This window comes from Streptomyces armeniacus (assembly GCF_003355155.1).
GTDB lineage: Bacteria > Actinomycetota > Actinomycetes > Streptomycetales > Streptomycetaceae > Streptomyces > Streptomyces armeniacus.
In genome coordinates this window covers 1333858-1350306 of the sequence record NZ_CP031320.1, presented here as the reverse complement: position 1 = coordinate 1350306, position 16449 = coordinate 1333858, and the positions used below count along the sequence as shown (strand labels likewise).

Here is a 16449-nt window from a genome sequence, read left to right as displayed (position 1 = left end):
CTGAGGGGCGCCGCCCCTCAGGCTTGGCCGCGTCGGTGCGTCGCCGCGTGGCCGCACGCGTACGAGAGCGCCGGCGCGAGCGCCTCCGCGTCCGGGAGCCAGCGGTTCACCGAGCTGGGCCCGCAAGCCCACTGCACCGCGCCGCGCGTGCCCAGCCGGGTCGGCGGCGCCGCCACCCACTCGCCCTCGCCGCGTACGAGCAGGTTCAGCGTGCCGGGCGACCAGCCCAGCCGCCGTACCAGCTCGGGCACCTTCGCCGCGGCGCCCGGCTGTACGAGGAACAGCATCCGCCCGTCCGGGCTGCCGATGACCGGTCCGGGCGGGGTGACCAGGCGTTCCATACGGGCCAGCGCGAGGCAGCCCGCGGTCTCCGGCACATCGATCGCGTCGAACGTACGCCCAGTCGGCAGCAGTACGGCCGCCCGCGGCTCCTTCGACCAGAGACGCCGTACCGCCGTCACACTGCCCGTCGCCTCGCCCGCCCAGCCGGGGCCCGCCGGGTGTGCGCCGGGGGACGCGCAGCCCGTGTCGCCGCAGCTGCACCGCGGCACGCCGCCCGTGGTGTCCAGCCAGGTGCCGGGGAACACGTCCCAGCGCCGTTCCTCCGCGTAGCGCACCGCGTGGTCGAGGGGCGCTTCGGTGTGCCGGCGGGGGCGCGGGGAGCGCGGGGCCGGTACGCCCCCTCGGGACGAGCCGGTACGGGACGCTTCGGCACGGGCCGTACCGGCGCGGGACCCGCCGGAGGACCGGGGCGCGCCGGTCCCGGAAGAGGTGCCGGAAGAGGTCGAGGCTGAGGTCGCAGACGAGATCGCGGGCGAGGCGGGGGCGGAGGAGGTGACTCCGATGGCGTTTTCCACGTTCATCACAACTCCTGCTTTTCAGTCGGGGTTACGGCGTGGAAGGGCCCCGATCAGCAGCAACGTTCCCGCATTTGGGGCGCACGGGTGCATGCGCGGGGGCGCGCGCAGGGAGGGGTGGTCGTGAGCGGGTAGTCCCCCTCCGGTGTATTGCGCCGCGTACTGCCGGAATTCTTGACATATGCGGTGGGCAGTGATCGGCCAGGGCAGTGATCATTCAAGTGCCTTCAGCAGAAGGGGAAATCGCATGGCCGCGAGGCCGCTGGTCGCAAGGCAGCCGAACGAACGGCTGCAAGCACTCATCCAGGAAGCCGGCTGTTCCAACGCCGGGCTCGCCCGCAGGGTCAACCTGTGCGGTGCCGAACACGGGCTGGACTTCCGCTACGACAAGACATCGGTGGCCCGCTGGCTGCGCGGACAGCAGCCGCGCGGCCGGGCCCCCGCCATCATCGCCGAGGCGCTGGGCCGGAAGCTCGACCGTACGGTCACCCTCGACGAGATCGGCATGGCGAACGGCAAGAACCTCGCCTCCGGTGTCGGCCTCCAGTTCGCGCCCACGGTGGCGGGTGCCGTCGAGCAGGTCTGCGAGCTGTGGCGGAGCGACATAGGGCGACGCGACTTCCTCACCGGCTCCACGGTCGCCGCGACCGCGCTCGTGGAACCGAGCCGCGACTGGCTGATCACCAGCCAGGACGAACAGGTCGCCCGTACGAACGGCCCGCGCGTGGGGGCGGCGGACGTCGCCGCCGTACGGTCCATGACCCGCGCGCTCGCGGAGCTGGACCACCGGCACGGCAGCGGGCACGTACGGCCGGTCGTCGTGCACTACCTGAACAGTGTGGTGTCCGGCCTGCTGGCCGGGTCGTACCGGGAGTCGGTCGGCCGCGACCTGTTCTCGGCGGTCGCCCAACTCACCGAACTGGCCGGTTACATGGCCGTCGACACCGGGCAGCCGGGCCTCGCACAGCGTTACTACATCCAGGCGCTGCGGCTGGCACACGCCGCCGGGGACCGCGCGTACGGGGGCTACGTGCTCGCCGCGAGCATGAGCCACCTCGCCGCCGCGCTCGGCAACCCGCGCGAGATCACCCAGCTCGCACGCGCCGCCCAGGAGGGCGCGCGCGGGCAGGTGACCCCCCGCGCGCAGGCGATGTTCCACGCCGCCGAGGCGCGCGGGCACGCCCTGATGAGCGATGCGCGGGCCTGCCGAGGGGCCTCCGAACAAGCACTGTCGGCACTGGAACGTGCGGAGGGAGAAGGGGAATCCGGTGACGATCCTGTGTGGATCTCACACTTCGACCGCGCCTATCTTGCGGACGAACTGGCCCACTGCCACCGCGACCTGAACCAGTCGGAGGGCACGGTCGAGCGCGCGGAGGAGGCGCTGGCAGGCCACCCGGAGGGGCGCGCGCGGCGCCGGGCCATCGGGCTCTTCCTGCTCGCGGAGGGGCAGTTGGAGCAGGGTGAGGTCGAGCACGCCTGCCATACAGGGACAAAGGCGGCGGAAATTCTCACCGAACTGCGTTCGGACCGTGGCGCGGAGTATCTGGACGACTTCCAGCAGCGGCTGGAGCCGTACGCGAAGGTGCCGGTCGTCCGCGAGTTCGCCGCCCGGCTGGAACTGGACGCGGTGGCGTAGCGAAGGAGGGGAGTGACATAACGGGGGGTTTACGGGATTAGGTACCGGAATGACGTGAAGGTCTGCGGTCCCCCGATCAGGGGCGTGGTCGACAGTCCGAGCGACCCGGTAGCGTGAGCCGTCGATTTCGGCAGTCCGCCGATATGGCAGTCGGCCGGTCGGCAGTCCGCCGAATCGGCAGTCAGGCGACACGCGATCGAGGAGTCCCGGTGACAACGCACAGCGGACACGGACAGGGCGACGAGCCCCCGTACGAGGGTGTCGTGCTGCCTGCGAACGGTGAGCCGTGGACTCCCGAACAGCAGCGGCAGCAGCAGGCGTCCGCGCCGCAGCCGGCGCAGGGCCAGCCGTGGGGACAGCCGTGGGGTCCGGACACGGAGTCCGGGGGCTCCGGGGGCTCCGGGGCGTCCGAGCGGGAGCCGGAGGGCGGACCGGGCCCCGGGCCCGGGGCTCTGCCCGGCGCCTTGCCGGAGGCCGGTACGGGTGGCGGTACGGCAGCCGGTTCCGGGGCGGGCGCGCTGCCGCCGCCTCCGGCGGGGCCGCCGCCGATGCCGCCGGGCATACCGGGCGGGTCCGCCGGGCCCGCCGGGCCGCCGCCTGGTGCCATGCCCCCGGCGAACGGTCAGCCACCGGCCGGGCACCCGCCCGCGCCCGCGCCTGAACACCCGCCCGCGCCCGCGTACGCGCCGGCTCCGCAGGGCGGCGGTCAGGGCGGCCAGGGCGCTCAGAACGACGGGTGGCCGGCGCCGACACAGCAGTTCGGCCAGCTGGGGCCCGCCGGCCCGCAGGGGCAGTTGGAGAGGTCGGGGCAGGCCGGACAACTGCCGCCCGTCGCCGGTGACTCCGAGTCCACCCAGATGCTCCCACCGCAGTCCGCCGGGGCGTTGCCGCCCGTGAACGGTGCGGCTGCCGGTAACGGCCACGGCTTCGGCCACGGCGCCGGCGCGCAGGAAGGCTGGCCGCAGCCCACCATGCCGGGCGGCGGCGGGGACGGGCTGCCCATGCCGCACATACCCGGGGGGCAGCCGATGCCGCCCGCCGTCGGCGGGAGCGATCCCGCCGAGCCGACGCAGATGCTGCCCCCGGTCCAGCCCTCTGCCCAGCCGCCCGCCCAGCCCTCCGGCCAGCCGAACGCGACCGGCCGTTCCGGCGGCGGCCGCCACGCGGGTCCGCGCCACGGGAGGCCCGAAGGCGGTGGGGCCGAGGCAGGTGCCGGTGCCGGTGCCGGAGCTTTGGGCGGCCCCGGCGCGATGGGTGCGCCGCACGGCGCGGGTGGCAATCCGGATGCCGAATCCACCCAGCTCATACCGCCGTTCGCCGACCCCGGCCCGCCGCCCGGTTCTCCGCCGCCCGGCTTCCCGCCGGGCGGTGCCCCGCACGGCTACTCCGACGCGACGCAGACGCTCCACGCCCAGGGCGGCGCCCCGTCCGGCCCCGGCGGCGTCACGGACGATCCGAACGCCACCGCGATGCTCAGTACGCCGCTGCCGCCCGAGTCCGGACCGTCCGCCGGCCAGCCCGGCCAGCCCGGCCAGCCCGGCCAGCCCGGCCACGTGGCCGCGGCCGGGCCGCCGCCCCCGTCCGCCCCGTACGGCATACGGCCGGGGACTCCCGGCGAACGTCAGCCGCTCGCCGAGTTCGACAGCCTGTTCCGCGCCGAACCCGCGGGCGGCCAGGGGGCGCCCGGTCCCAACGACCCCGGCTCCACGCAGAGCCTGCCGCTCTTCGAACAGGCCGCACACCAGCAGGGCGGCGCCGGTGGTGGCGGCTACGAACCGGGCCCGTACGACCAGCCGTACGACCAGCCGCCCCAGGGGCGTGCCGCGCGGCGGACCGCCGAACGGGACCGCGGCCGTGGCCGTATCTCGCCCGCCGTGCTCATCGGCGTCGCGGTCGTCGCCGTCATCGGCCTGACCGTCGGAGCCGTGCTCAGCGTGGGCGGCGGCGACTCGGACGACAAGAAGGACTCGACCACGCCCGCCGCCGGTGAGGGCAAGGCGGACGACAAGACGTCCGCGCCGCCCGACCCGGCCGAGAAGCAGGCCAAGGCGCTCGACAAGCTGCTGGAGAGCAGCAACAACAGCCGTACGTCGGTGATCAACGCGGTACAGAGCATCAAGTCCTGCAAGAAGCTCGGCAAGGCCGCCACGGATCTGCGTGCCGCCGCCAAGCAGCGCAACGGGCTCGTCACCAGCCTCGGCAAGCTGGAAACCGGTGAGATCCCGAACAGCCAGGCGCTCAACTCCGCCCTCACCCGCGCCTGGAAGGCCTCCGCCAAGGCCGACTCGGCGTACGCGGCGTGGGCCGGCCAGGTCGCAGGCAAGAAGGGCTGCCCGAAGGGCAAGGCCCGCTCGACGAGCCAGCACGGGGCGGGCAACCGGGCGAGTGGCGAGGCGACGGCGGCGAAGAAGGAGGCGGCCGGGCTGTGGAATCCGACCGCCGCGAAGTACGGCTTGAGCAAGCGGGAGATCACGCAGCTCTGAACTCGGCCGCCACCCAAGCCGTCCGTCACTTGAGAACGGGCCGGGGCGGTCACCACAGCTGGTGGGCCACCGGGCCGTGGTTCAGCGTGCCGCCGTCGTGGCCGAGGGCCGTCCTCAAACGCCGGACGGGCTTGATTTGGCTGGCCTTGCCTGCCCAACGGGGCGGTCGCTACGGGGCCCGTTACGCCTCCGAAGGGGTGGAGGCGCCGCCCTCCAGGGTCTTCTCGACGTCCACGAAACCGTCCCGTACCGGCACCACGCGCCCCTCCCGCACCCGCTGGTACGTCACGCTCGTGTTCACGATCCGCGGGAAGTCGTGTGCCGCCAGCAGGTCTTCGTAGTGCCAGCGCAGGCGCGGCGTCAGGCCGCCCGTCTCGATCGCGTCGCCCTCGTCGAGCGCGTCGCGGACGGACTCCGTGGTGACCGCGGAGTCGTCGTCCATCGACCGGAGCGCCGCGCGCAGGGCCGTGTACGCGATCCAGGTCGTCTGCACGCCGGGGTCGTCCGTGTCGATGCGGTTGTCGCCGAACGCGTGCTCGCGCACGACGTTCTTCATCGGGTCCCACCGCTTGTCGCTCGCCGCCGGGTACCAGCCCGTGGCGTACGCGCCCTCCAGCGGGCTGTCCGTGCCGCCCGTGCGGTCGATGAGCGACTGGCGGACGCTGCCGAGCACGGACGCGGTGCGTATCGACGGGTCCTCGTCCGGGAGCCGGCGGAACGAGTCGAAGAAGGTGTCCGTACGCCCGCCGAGGACCGCCGTGACGCAGGCCCGGCTGCCGCCCGTCGTGCCGTCGTACTCCGCGGCGCTCTCCAAGGCCTGCTGGGCCGAGCGCCGGTAGGACGTGGCGTCCTCCGGCGCCCGTACGTCGACGGCGGGTGCCGCTCCGGCCGCGCCGCCGTCCCGCAGGCCCGCGTTGAGGAGGTTGGGCAGCTGGTCGCCCGCGGCGGTGTCGGGCCGTACGAGGGAGACGCGGCCGCACTCGCCGGCCGCGAGCTGGCGGCCGTTGCCCGCGACGAGGGCGGGTAGGCCGCCGTTGACCGGGTACGACAGCGGGCTGGTGAACTCCTCGTCGGTGAGGCCGTATCCGCCGATGTAGGGGATTCCCGCGCCTTCCAGCGGGGACATGAAGGACCGCCCGTACTGGCTGTACGATCCGACGACCGCGACGACGTTCTCCTTGACGGCGCGCGCGGCGCAGCGGGCGGCGCTGACGGACTCGTTGTGGTCGTTGCAGGTGATGACCTCGAGGCGGCGGCCGTTGATGCCGCCGTCGGCGTTGACCCAGCGGGCGTACGCTTGGGCCATCGCGGGCATTCCGGGCATATTGGTCGCTTTGGTGCCCTCGGGGGCCCATGTCATCACGGTGATGGGGTCGTTGCCGGCCTTCGCCTCGCCGGGCAGGATGCCGCAGCCGCCGAGGAGGGAGACGCACACGACCGAAGCGGCGGCGGCGAGGACGGTGGCCTTGGGAGAGCGGCGCCGAGCAGTCATGTGCATGTACGATGCCCCGCCGGCCGTAACTGCGAAGTGATGTCCAGCCAACGTTCGATGACACACAGGTGAATTGCGGGGGGCCGGTCGGTGGGCGAGCCGGGGAACGTATGGTCGAGCACCATGCAGCGAGCTTCGGAGAACCCTTCCCGCCGTGGGCGTCGGTCCACCACCATGGACGGCATGCCCGTCAATGACATGCCTTGGTGGCGCTGGCGCAGCAATGTGCGCTCGGCGCTGCACATGCTCTCCGATCCCGTCTTCCAGCAGGAGTGCTGGGCGGCGGGCGTGCCCGGCTACGGGGATGTGACCGACGCCGTCTACCGGCTGGTCGAGGACACCTGGCTGGACAGCTGGTCGGCCGAGAAGTACGTCGGGACGATCTTCCGGGACTCCCAGGAGGCGGCCCTGGTGGACACCGCGGTGCTGCGCGTGCTGCGCATCATGCACCAGGTGGGCGCGGACGCGCCGGTCGCCACGTACATGGAGCACCACGGCTGGCCGGAGGCCGTACGGGCGGCGCGCGACGCGCACGTACGGCTCGCGGTGAACGACGCGGAGGACCCGGACCAGCCGCCGCGTTCGCTCGACGCGCTGGCCCTCTCGCTGCGGGCGATCTGACCGTAGTGCGCTCCGACGGCCGTTGGCGCGGCGGGTGGCGCCTCGGATGGCGCCGCGGGTGGAGTCGCCAGTGGTGCGACCGGTGGCGGGCGGAACAGGAGCATGGCATTCCGTATGCCAGGCTGGGAGCATGAGCGACCCGGAAGAGTACGTCCTTACCCTCTCGTGTCCGGACAAGCAGGGCATTGTGCACGCGGTGTCCAGCTACCTGTTCATGACCGGGTGCAACATCGAGGACAGCCAGCAGTTCGGGGACCGTGACACCGGTCTGTTCTTCATGCGCGTGCACTTCAGCGCGGGCGGCGCGACGGCGCCGGCCCCCGGGCAGGCGGAGGGGACGCCGGAGCACCTCACGCTCGACAGGCTGCGGGCCAGCTTCGCCGCCGTCGGTGACTCGTTCCGGATGGACTGGCAGCTGCACCGCGCGGGCGACCGGATGCGGGTGGTGCTGATGGTCAGCAAGTTCGGGCACTGCCTCAACGACCTGCTGTTCCGGTCCCGGATCGGCGCGCTCCCGGTCGAGATCGCGGCCGTCGTGTCGAACCACACCGACTTCGCGGAGCTGGCCGCGTCGTACGGCGTCCCGTTCCGGCACATTCCCGTCACTCCGGACACCAAGCCGGAGGCGGAGGCGCGGCTGCTGCGGCTGGTCGAGGACGAGGACGTCGAGCTGGTCGTCCTGGCGCGCTACATGCAGGTGCTCTCGGACGACCTGTGCAAGGCCCTGTCGGGCCGAATCATCAACATCCACCACTCGTTCCTGCCGAGCTTCAAGGGCGCGAAGCCGTACCACCAGGCGCACGCGCGCGGCGTCAAGCTGATCGGCGCGACGGCGCACTACGTGACGGCCGACCTCGACGAGGGCCCGATCATCGAGCAGGAGGTCGAACGGGTCTCGCACGACGTCACGCCCGAGCAGCTCGTCGCGGTCGGCCGCGACGTCGAGTGCCGGGCCCTGGCCCGCGCGGTGAAGTGGCACAGCGAGCACCGCGTGCTGCTGAACGGGCACCGCACCGTCGTCTTCACCTGACGCGCACCGGGGCCGCAGCCGGTTCGCCGTCACCGACACCGCCACCGCCACCGCCACCGCCCCCGTCACCTCCGGCGCGTGCGCCCGCGCGCCGCCGTGCCGCGAGCTCCCGGCGCCCCCAGCGGGTCCGGCCCAGCGGCTTGAGCACGGACAGGATGACGGCGGTCCAGAGCAGCGCGGCGTAGCAGCACATGCAGAGCACCAGCGTGAGCCCGACGCCGCCCGGTTCGGCGGCCGGGTCCCTGGTGCGCTCGATGAGCTGCTCGATCCAGCTGCTCTGCACGGTCGCGATCACGGGAATCGTCAGCGAGATGACGAACTTGAGCAGCACCCACCAGTGCTTGACCAGCCCCCACTGCGTTCCGAGGGACACCACCAGGCCGGAGATGACGGCGAGCGCCATGCTCGGGATGACGACCGTCAGATCGAAGATGTGCATGATCTCGTACGCGCCGTGCCGCACGGCGTGGCCGTCCGACAGGGCGCCGGTCGCGGCCAGCGTCGCCATGGCCGTCGACAGCCCCAGCCAGCCGACGCTGACGCCGACGTGCAGGGTGAGCCAGGCCCGCCGGGCACGCCGTGACAGCTGCGGGAAGCGCGGCCTGAGCCGCGTGACGAGCACGGCGGAGAACGCCATCCCGGCGAGGAGCTGCGGGCCGCCGCCGAAGGAGAACAGGAACTGCGCCGGGATGAAGGCCAGATGGAAGAGGATCAGCGTCCGCCGCGTTCTCTCCGCCGTACGAGGGCGGCCGAGCGCCCACGCGCAGTACGTCACCACGAGGACGCCCAGCGCGGAACCGGCCACTCCGGTGAGCTGGAAGACCGGGTACGGGTGGTCCTTCCTGAGCAGGATCAGCAGCCCCGACAGGGCGGTGAACACGGCGAATGCGAACTGCGGGAGTTGCTGCGCACGGTGAGTCATGCGCTCAGCGTCCGTTCCGGCGCACCCCCGCGGCATCGGCCGCACGGGCCGTGCGGGTCGGTGGAAAGGCGGGGGTTCTCGGGGTCCGTCTGGCACTTTCCGCCGATGTCCCGTGCCGCGCGCCCTGGCTAGCGTGGCGTGCCATGAGGGTCACCGCACGCACAGAGAGCACCGGCGCGGGCCCCGGCACCGGCGCGGATCCTGGCACCGGCGCGGGCCCCAGCGGCGTACGGGGCCTGCGGGGCGTACGGCGCGTACGGGCGCACCGCGCGCCGCTCACCGACGCCGCGGTGGCACTCGTCGTCACCGGGTTCACGGTCTGGAGCGACCGGTCCGCCGGCGCGGTCTCGTTCGCGTACACCGCCGAGCCGCTGCCGCTGTGGCTGACCGTCCCGCTCGGGCTGCTGCTGGGCGCCGTGGCGTGGTGGCGGCGGCGCGCGCCCGCGCTGTTCCTCGCGGCCGCGCTGGTCGCGTACGTGCTCGTGCCGGCGTACGTGGTGGTGATGTGCGCCCAGTACACGCTCGCCGAACGCACCACGTCCTGGCGCACCGCGGCGCTCGGCACCGCCGGCAGCGTGCTGGTGGTGGGCTACCCGATCTGGCGGTACGGCGGCGCCGACGCCGTCGGTCCGCTGACGCTGGCGATCTGCGTGGCGCCCGCGCTGTTCGGCCTGTACATCGGCACCCGCCGCGAGCTGGTCGGCCGAATGCGCGAGCGGGCCGAACGCGCCGAACGCGAGCAGCGGCAGCGCATCCAGCAGGCGCGCAGCGACGAACGCGCCCAGATCGCCCGGGACATGCACGACGTCGTCACCCACCGCGTGTCGCTGATGGTGCTGCACGCGACCGCGCTCGAGGCGGCGCACGGGCAGGACGCCACCACCATCAGCCGGCGGATCGGCACGATCGGGCGGGAGGCGCTGGGGGAACTCCGTTCCCTGGTGGAGGTGTTGCGCGCCGACGGGGACACGGAGGCACCGCTCGTACCGCAGCCCGGCCTCGCCGACCTGGACGAGCTGGTGGCGTCGTCCCGGCGGCTGGGCGTCCCCGTCACGCTGGAGCGGACCGGCGGCCCCGGTGCGGTGCCGTCGGCTCTCGTGGAGCACGCCGTCTACCGCGTCGTTCAGGAAGCGCTCACGAACGTGCACAAACACGCGGACGGCGCTCAGACCCGGGTGGAGGTGCGGCACACTCCGCGCATGCTCTGTCTCACGGTTGCCAACGGGCCCGGTCGGCACGGCCTCGGCCCGGGACTGCCCAGCGGGCGGTACGGGCTGCTCGGCGTCGTCGAACGGATACGGCTCGTCGGCGGCGAGCTGACGGCCGAGCCGACCGCCGACGGCGGCTTCGAGGTACGCGCCGAAGTGCCGCTCCCGGCCCGCGATCCCGTCCCGGAGGAGGTGCGGTGAGCGGTGCCGGGCACCGTCCCGACGACCCGGTGCGCGTACTGATCGTCGATGACGAGTGGATGGTCCGCACCATGCTGCGCACCATCATGGAGTCGGCCGGCGACATCTCCGTCGCGGGCGAGGCGTCCGACGGCGACGAGGCCGTACGGCTGGCCCGCGACCTGCGCCCGGACGTCGTCCTGATGGACATCCGCATGCCGCGCGCCGACGGGCTGACCGCGACCCAGCGGCTCGGCGCCCTCGACCGGCCGCCGAAGGTCGTCGTGCTCACCACGTTCGACCTGGACGAGTACGTACGCACCGCCCTGCTGCACGGCGCCGTCGGCTTCCTGCTGAAGGACGCGCCCGCGGCGGACATGCTCACCGCCGTACGCAGTGCCGCGTCCGGCGACGCGATGCTGTCCCCGAAGGTGACCCGGCGGCTGCTGCACCACTTCACGGACACGGACGTACGGCGCCGCCGTACGGAGGCCGAGAACCGCCTCCGCGTGCTCACCGGGAAGGAGCGCGAAGTGCTGGTCGCGGTGGGCGGCGGGCTCTCCAACACCGATATCGCCGCAAGCCTGTACATGAGCGAGTCCACGGTGAAGACGCACGTCAGCCGCATCCTCACGAAGCTCGCCCTCACCAACCGCGTGCAGGCGGCCATCCTCGCGCACCGCGCGGGGCTGCTCGACTGAGTGGCCCCGCACGGTGGTTCGGCCGGGCGGTGCCGCTCACAGCCGGGACAGCGAGGCCGCCGCGTAGAGCACGTCGCGGATGGCCTCACGGTCGCCGTCCTGCCCGGCGGCCGCCTCCTGCGGCGGTACGTGTCCCGCCGCCAGCTGGCAGAACTCCGCGCCGTCCAGCGCCACATGCGCCACCGCGGCCTCCGGTGTCGCGGCGGTGCCCGGCGAGTCCAGCGGGATGTACCAGTGGCCGCCGCCCGCACCCTCGACCTCCAGGTGCAGGGTGCGGCCCGGCGCACCGACCGCCGACAGCCGCCGGGCCGGCGCCGCGAGCCCCGCGCGGCGGCGGTGCGCGATGGTGCCGGGCAGCTGGCGTGCGGCGAGGTCGACCATGAGGTTGAGATGCGGCGCCGCGGGCGGCTCGTACGGATAGTCCACCGCCTCCGCGATGTCCCCGGCGTGCACCCAGCACTCGAAGGCGCGCTCCAGGAAGGCGTCCTTCACCGGGAGGGTGAAGTCCTGGTACGACACGTCGAGTTCGGCCACTCCGCGGCCCGCGAAGGAGACCGTACGGAGCAGGGAGTGGCCCTGGCCGCGCCATTGGTCGCGGACCGCGCCCGCCGCCGGTGCCGTGCCGGGGCCCGCGGCGAGGCCCGTACCGGGTCCGGCGCGCGGACCCGCGCGGGTGTCCGCGCCCGGCTCGGCGCCGGAACCCGGGAGCGGGTCGGGCAGCCGGCCCGCGCGCCACAGCGCCTCCGTACGCGCCGCCGGGCCCGCCGCCTCCGGCAGCGGGAGCGCGGCCAGCGGGTCCGGCAGCCCCAGCGCGACGGCCACCATCCCGTCCACGGCGAGCAGATGGCCGATCACCCCGGCCACCGTCGTCTCCCGTACGGCGCTCGCCCTGCCGTCGAACCACCGCAGCCGCACCGGCGCACGCCACTCCGCCTCGGCCATGTCGTGCAGCAGCGCTTCGAGCCGGGCGGTCTCGGCGTCGTACGGTGCCGCCCACTCCGGGATCGGCACCCGGGCCGGACGGCGGCCCAGGCAGCCGTTCAGCACCCGGGAACGCAGCATCGGGTCCAGGTCGAGGCTGTCCTCGGGGTGCAGCAGCCCGACCGCGTCGCGCAGCCGCAGCGCCTCGTCCGCGCAGGCGGCGCAGTCGGTGAGGTGCGACTCGAGAACGGAGGTCTCCTCGGCGGAGCAGGCGGCAAGCGCCCAGGCGCCGAGCAGTGACTTGAGCAGGCCGTGGTCGTAGACGGGCTGCTCCGTACGCGGTTCCGTACGCGGGTCCGTACGGGATTCCGCAGGCGGGTCCGCAGGCGCGTCCGTACGGGACTCCGTACGCGGCTCGGCGTCCGGCTCCTCGGGGCGTCCGGGGTGCTCGGACGGCTCGGGCCGTGGGTGCGGGGACGGTTGGGCCTCCTGTGCGTCCGGCTCCACCGGCCACTCGCCGTCCTCGGCGGCCCTGCGCGGCGGGGGTATACGCGGCGCGCGTGCGGTGCCGTCCTGCCCGTTGCGGCCGCAACCGCCGTTGTCCGGTCCGTTGGCGGACCCGTGCGGGCCCTGGCCGCCGTCCGGGTCGCCGTCGCTCCCGGGCGGCTCGTCGCGGCCGCTCACTGCGCCCGCCCGACGCCCGGCGGTACGCGGGGCGCTCCCGGTGGCGCGGCGGGCAGCGCGCGCGTGGTGGCGGAGGAGAGCAGCTGCAGCCCGAGCCGCAGCCGCCGGCGGGCCTCGTCCTCGGTGACGCCGAGCCGTTCGGCCGTCTGACGGTAGTCACGGCGCTGGAAGTAGGCCAACTCCAGGGCGGCGCGCAGCGAGGCGGGCATGGACGTCACGATGTAGTCGGCGCGGGCCGCGGCGGACGCCGTCCGCACCTTCTCCTCGATCTGCTCGGGCGACCCGTCGCGCTGCTGCTTCCGCAGCCTGCCGGCGGCGCGCTCCTGGGTGAGCGCGGCGATCCACGAACGCAGCGGCCCGCGGCGGGGATCGTACGCGTCCGGGTGCTCCCAGACGTGCGCGAACACGTCGCGCGTGGTGCTGTCGGCCGCCTCGTCGTCGTCGAGCACGCGGTGCGCGAGACTGTGCACGAGAGGGGCGAACCGGTCGTAGAGCTCGCTCAGCGCCGCGGCCTCGCCGCGTGCCAGCCGCTGCTGCATCTTCCGGTCCCAGCGTGGTGGTGTGTCCTGTGCCATACGGCTCCGCTCCCCATAGCGACCACGTCACGTCACCCCGTCTCCACCCCCGAATGTAGTGCGAGGGGCTGACAACGTACGCCCCTTTGCGGCAATGTGCGCCGTACGAAGATTGCTGATGGTGCTGATCCCGTCACTTTATGCTGGTTTCCGCGGATCTTTGGTATCGGTGCGTACGGGGAATATGCCTTCCAGTTATGCGGTTCTGATCGGAACCAAAAGGAAGAAGGGGTCGAGCGCGGCATAGGGTCGGGGGCACGCGAACAGTTTTGACCGTGGCCGGGAGGGCAGCCGAGCCAAGGAAGGATCACTTCCGGCAGGGTGGTCGGGGACCCGCCCGGTGGCGAACTCGGTGAGCGAAAGGGAATGGGGACACGTGTCGTTGAAAGTGTGCGAGGAGGAGCGGGGGGAGTGGGCGGTCCTGCGCGTGTCGGGCGAAATGGACCTGGTCACTTCGCCCGCCGTACGGCAGCACGTCCATGACGCGGTGGCGGACGGACGGCGCAGCCTGGTGCTGGACCTGTCCGAAGTGCTCTTCTGCGACTCGAGCGGTGTGGGTGTCCTGATCGCGTCGCGCCGGCTGATGCGGTCGTGCGCGGGGCAGTTGCGGCTGATCCTCCCGGCCCGCGGGGCGGAGGACGGTTCGCACGTCAACCGCGTGCTCGCGGCGCTCGGTGTGCGCCGGCTCTTCGACTGCTACCCGGACCTCAACGCCGCGACCGGCACCGGCCGCAGCGCCGCCGCGGGCCCGCTCTCCGCCTGAGGCGCGGCGCTTGACGCCGCCCGCCCGCCCGCCGCGGACGCGCCGTCCGCCGCGTGATCCTCGACGCCTGAGCCCCGACCCCGATCCCCGATGCCCACCGCGCGATGTCCTGAATCGCCCCGTAATGACGGCTTCTTGTGGCTGTCCGTAGTCGCCTTCCGGCCTTACGTGTGCGGCGAATCCCCTCCCAATCTCCCCATGCGGCACTTTCCGGGATATCGGGTACGCTCCGAGGCGTGCGAGATGTTCAGTCGCGCGCTGAGCGGGAAGCGAGTGTCCGCGGTGCCGTATGACCCCCGGTGACGGCGGCAGTGCAGTATGCGGCAAGCCCCCTCCTGTGCGCTGGAATATGCCCGAAGCTCTTGTTGGCGGGATGCTGCGGCGATCACACTGTTCTCGGCCGGGTTCGCGTTCCGTGATTGTGCGGATACGCAAGGTGATACTTCCATGTGTCCAGGTGGTGTAAGGGGTGCAGGTGCTGCAGGTCTTGGAGATCCGTGCCGATCCGATGGAGGTCGGCCGTGCCCGCCGCTGGGCGCGGTCCAGGCTGGCCGGATGCGGGATCGGGCAGGACGAGCCGCTGGCCGAGACGGTGGTGCTGCTGATCTCCGAACTCGTCACGAACGCGGTGGTGCACACCGGGTGCCCGGCCGTCCTGCGCATGCTCCTGCCGCACCAGCACGCCGAGGGCGCCGGTGCCGTACGGGTGGAGGTCGCCGACTCCAGCAGCCGTACGCCCCGGCCGCGGCAGGCCGAGGGCGACGACACCAACGGGCGGGGCCTGGAGCTCGTCTCCGGGCTCGCGGACCGCTGGGGCTGGCACCGGGAGAGCGGCGGCAAGCGCATCTGGTGCGAACTGGGGCCCGCGACCGAAGGATGACGGCGGCAGGTGCTGCTTGAGGGCCGTGCACGCCGTACGCGCCGTATGCGCCCGTATGACTCCGGTGAGCTCCCGGTGAGCCCCGGGTGACCTCCCGGTGACCCCGCGCTGACGCGGAGAGATCCACCAAGTCCAGACCAGGTGTTGACGTGCTGTGTCCGATTCATCACCCTTGGGTGCAGCGATTCGTTGCGAGGGGACGTCGAGGGTCGTGTGACGCCTTGGCGAGTACGGGTCGCCGGCCGGCGCCAGCCTCTCCCGAGGCAGGGTCTGACGCCGGGGCCGGGTGGCGGTCCGCCGTGCCGTGCTCGGGGTGCGTACGAGCGCGCCGCCACCCGACCCGACCCGTACACGCGGCACGTGCGCCAGGTCCGTGCGCGCGACGCGCCCGGTGGGTACGCGCGCGACCGTATGCCGGCCCCGTACGCCTCAGGCAGCCCTCTCCGCCGCGCCGTTCGCGTCACCGTCCGCCGTGGGGTCCGCCGCCGTGGCGCCCGCCGTACGGAACGTCCGCCGGTACGCGCTCGGTGAGACCCCCAGCGCCGTCTGCAGATGCATCCGCAGCGCCGACGCCGACCCGAAGCCCGCCTCCGCCGCCACCCGGTCCACCGGCAGGTCGCTGCTCTCCAGCAAGTGCCGCGCCCGCTCCACGCGCTGCTGCGTGAGCCACTGCTGCGGGCTCACGCCGACCTCCTCACGGAAGCGCCGAGTGAACGTCCGTACACTCATCGACTCCCTCTGCGCCAACTCCCGCAGCGTCAGCGGCCGGTCCAGATGCCGCAGTGCCCAGGCGCGCGCCGCGCCCGTACCGGAGATGCCCGGCTCGGGCACCGGGCGTTCGATGAACTGCGCCTGCCCGCCGTCCCGGTGGGGCGGCACGACCGTACGGCGCGCCACCGAGTTGGCGACGGCCGCGCCGAAGTCCTCGCGCACGATGTGCAGACAGAGGTCGATTCCGGAGGCGACGCCGGCGGACGTGAGGATCGGCCCGTCCGCGACGTAGAGGACGTCCGGGTCGACCCGTACCTCCGGGAACAGCTTCTGCAGCCGCTCGCAGGACGACCAGTGCGTCGTCGCGCGCCGCCCGTCCAGCAGTCCGGCCGCGGCCAGTACGAAGGCTCCGGTGCAGATCGAGGCGATACGCGCGCCGGGCCGTACGAGCGCGAGCGCGGCGGCCAGTTGTGGGCCGAGGCCGCCCTTCGTGAACGGTTCGTCGGGCTCGTGCGACGCCGGGACGATCACCGTGTCAGCCTCGGCCAGCGCCTCCGGACCGTGCTCCACGTTGACGGTGAAATCGGCGTCCGTACGGATCGCGCCGGGCGTCGGGGAGCAGGTGACGACGGAGTACAGCAGCTCGCCCGCCGCGTCGCGGGCACCGCCCAGCAGCCGGTGCGGGATGCCGAGCTCGATCGGCAGCAGGCCGTGCCGGACGAGGACGGCGACGCGGTGGCGTTCCGGATGCGGGAAAACGCTCATGGCCCGATCCTCGCACA

The 16449-nt window shown here is 73.2% G+C and carries 14 protein-coding genes; 8 read left to right on the top strand and 6 right to left on the bottom strand.

Annotation, left to right across the window (positions count from 1 at the left end):
* Positions 1 to 17: 17 nt before the first annotated feature.
* A complete protein-coding gene (locus DVA86_RS05900; protein WP_245996362.1) occupies positions 18 to 863 on the bottom strand; it encodes a bifunctional DNA primase/polymerase in 846 nt (281 codons plus the stop codon).
* Positions 864 to 1104: 241 nt separating this feature from the next.
* On the opposite strand from DVA86_RS05900, the gene DVA86_RS05895 reads away from it, so the two are divergent.
* Both DVA86_RS05895 and DVA86_RS05890 read left to right on the top strand, forming a co-directional pair.
* Positions 1105 to 2496 carry an NsdA family TPR-like regulatory protein gene (locus DVA86_RS05895; RefSeq protein WP_208876358.1) on the top strand — a complete coding sequence of 464 codons (1392 nt, stop codon included), beginning with the start codon at positions 1105 to 1107 and terminating at the stop codon, positions 2494 to 2496.
* A gap of 209 nt (positions 2497 to 2705) precedes the next feature.
* Entirely contained in the window at positions 2706 to 4979 is a 2274-nt protein-coding gene (locus DVA86_RS05890; protein WP_208876357.1) for a hypothetical protein, read from the top strand.
* 181 nt (positions 4980 to 5160) lie between these two features.
* Here DVA86_RS05890 and DVA86_RS05885 read toward each other — a convergent pair whose 3' ends face one another.
* Complete coding sequence (locus DVA86_RS05885; RefSeq protein ID WP_208876356.1) at positions 5161 to 6471, bottom strand: ABC transporter substrate-binding protein; 1311 nt, start codon at positions 6469 to 6471, stop codon at positions 5161 to 5163.
* A 123-nt stretch (positions 6472 to 6594) separates the two neighbouring features.
* On the opposite strand from DVA86_RS05885, the gene DVA86_RS05880 reads away from it, so the two are divergent.
* Positions 6595 to 7092 carry an SCO4402 family protein gene (locus tag DVA86_RS05880; RefSeq protein WP_208876354.1) on the top strand — a complete coding sequence of 166 codons (498 nt, stop codon included), beginning with the start codon at positions 6595 to 6597 and terminating at the stop codon, positions 7090 to 7092.
* 130 nt (positions 7093 to 7222) lie between these two features.
* Positions 7223 to 8122: a formyltetrahydrofolate deformylase gene (gene purU / locus DVA86_RS05875; RefSeq protein WP_208876353.1), complete on the top strand. Its 900-nt coding sequence runs from the start codon at positions 7223 to 7225 to the stop codon at positions 8120 to 8122.
* Here the strand turns inward: purU and DVA86_RS05870 are convergent.
* Positions 8115 to 9044, bottom strand: a complete 930-nt coding sequence (locus tag DVA86_RS05870; protein WP_208876351.1) for a hypothetical protein — start codon at positions 9042 to 9044, stop codon at positions 8115 to 8117. The two genes, purU and DVA86_RS05870, sit on opposite strands and share 8 nt — an antisense overlap.
* 143 nt (positions 9045 to 9187) lie before the next feature.
* On the opposite strand from DVA86_RS05870, the gene DVA86_RS05865 reads away from it, so the two are divergent.
* Positions 9188 to 10453 carry a sensor histidine kinase gene (locus DVA86_RS05865; protein ID WP_208876350.1) on the top strand — a complete coding sequence of 422 codons (1266 nt, stop codon included), beginning with the start codon at positions 9188 to 9190 and terminating at the stop codon, positions 10451 to 10453.
* Positions 10450 to 11133 (top strand): response regulator, encoded by a 684-nt coding sequence (locus tag DVA86_RS05860; RefSeq protein WP_281279269.1) that lies wholly within the window; start codon positions 10450 to 10452, stop codon positions 11131 to 11133. Before DVA86_RS05865 ends, DVA86_RS05860 begins: the two co-directional genes overlap by 4 nt.
* 36 nt (positions 11134 to 11169) lie before the next feature.
* Here the strand turns inward: DVA86_RS05860 and DVA86_RS05855 are convergent, their stop codons facing one another.
* Positions 11170 to 12738 carry a hypothetical protein gene (locus DVA86_RS05855; RefSeq protein WP_245996361.1) on the bottom strand — a complete coding sequence of 523 codons (1569 nt, stop codon included), beginning with the start codon at positions 12736 to 12738 and terminating at the stop codon, positions 11170 to 11172.
* Complete coding sequence (locus tag DVA86_RS05850; RefSeq protein ID WP_208876349.1) at positions 12735 to 13313, bottom strand: sigma-70 family RNA polymerase sigma factor; 579 nt, start codon at positions 13311 to 13313, stop codon at positions 12735 to 12737. Before DVA86_RS05850 ends, DVA86_RS05855 begins: the two co-directional genes overlap by 4 nt.
* A gap of 376 nt (positions 13314 to 13689) precedes the next feature.
* Here DVA86_RS05850 and DVA86_RS05845 point away from each other — a divergent pair, with 376 nt between their 5' ends.
* Together DVA86_RS05845 and DVA86_RS05840 are read left to right on the top strand one after the other, a co-directional pair.
* Complete coding sequence (locus tag DVA86_RS05845) at positions 13690 to 14076, top strand: STAS domain-containing protein (RefSeq protein ID WP_208876347.1); 387 nt, start codon at positions 13690 to 13692, stop codon at positions 14074 to 14076.
* A gap of 469 nt (positions 14077 to 14545) precedes the next feature.
* Positions 14546 to 14956, top strand: a complete 411-nt coding sequence (locus tag DVA86_RS05840) for an ATP-binding protein (RefSeq protein ID WP_208876345.1) — start codon at positions 14546 to 14548, stop codon at positions 14954 to 14956.
* A gap of 429 nt (positions 14957 to 15385) precedes the next feature.
* On the opposite strand, the gene DVA86_RS05835 is transcribed toward DVA86_RS05840, so the two are convergent.
* A complete protein-coding gene (locus DVA86_RS05835) occupies positions 15386 to 16432 on the bottom strand; it encodes a GlxA family transcriptional regulator (protein ID WP_245996360.1) in 1047 nt (348 codons plus the stop codon).
* Between the last annotated feature and the right edge of the window lie 17 nt (positions 16433 to 16449).

Excerpts from the sequence above, each read along its gene's own strand:
- DVA86_RS05900 (WP_245996362.1), bottom strand. The coding sequence starts at position 863 with ATGAACGTGGAAAACGCCATCGGAGTCACCTCCTCCGCCCCCGCCTCG.
- DVA86_RS05895 (WP_208876358.1), top strand. The coding sequence starts at position 1,105 with ATGGCCGCGAGGCCGCTGGTCGCAAGGCAGCCGAACGAACGGCTGCAA.
- DVA86_RS05885 (WP_208876356.1), bottom strand. The coding sequence starts at position 6,471 with ATGACTGCTCGGCGCCGCTCTCCCAAGGCCACCGTCCTCGCCGCCGCC.
- DVA86_RS05880 (WP_208876354.1), top strand. The coding sequence starts at position 6,595 with ATGCAGCGAGCTTCGGAGAACCCTTCCCGCCGTGGGCGTCGGTCCACC.
- purU (WP_208876353.1), top strand. The coding sequence starts at position 7,223 with ATGAGCGACCCGGAAGAGTACGTCCTTACCCTCTCGTGTCCGGACAAG.
- DVA86_RS05870 (WP_208876351.1), bottom strand. The coding sequence starts at position 9,044 with ATGACTCACCGTGCGCAGCAACTCCCGCAGTTCGCATTCGCCGTGTTC.
- DVA86_RS05865 (WP_208876350.1), top strand. The coding sequence starts at position 9,188 with ATGAGGGTCACCGCACGCACAGAGAGCACCGGCGCGGGCCCCGGCACC.
- DVA86_RS05850 (WP_208876349.1), bottom strand. The coding sequence starts at position 13,313 with ATGGCACAGGACACACCACCACGCTGGGACCGGAAGATGCAGCAGCGG.
- DVA86_RS05835 (WP_245996360.1), bottom strand. The coding sequence starts at position 16,432 with ATGAGCGTTTTCCCGCATCCGGAACGCCACCGCGTCGCCGTCCTCGTC.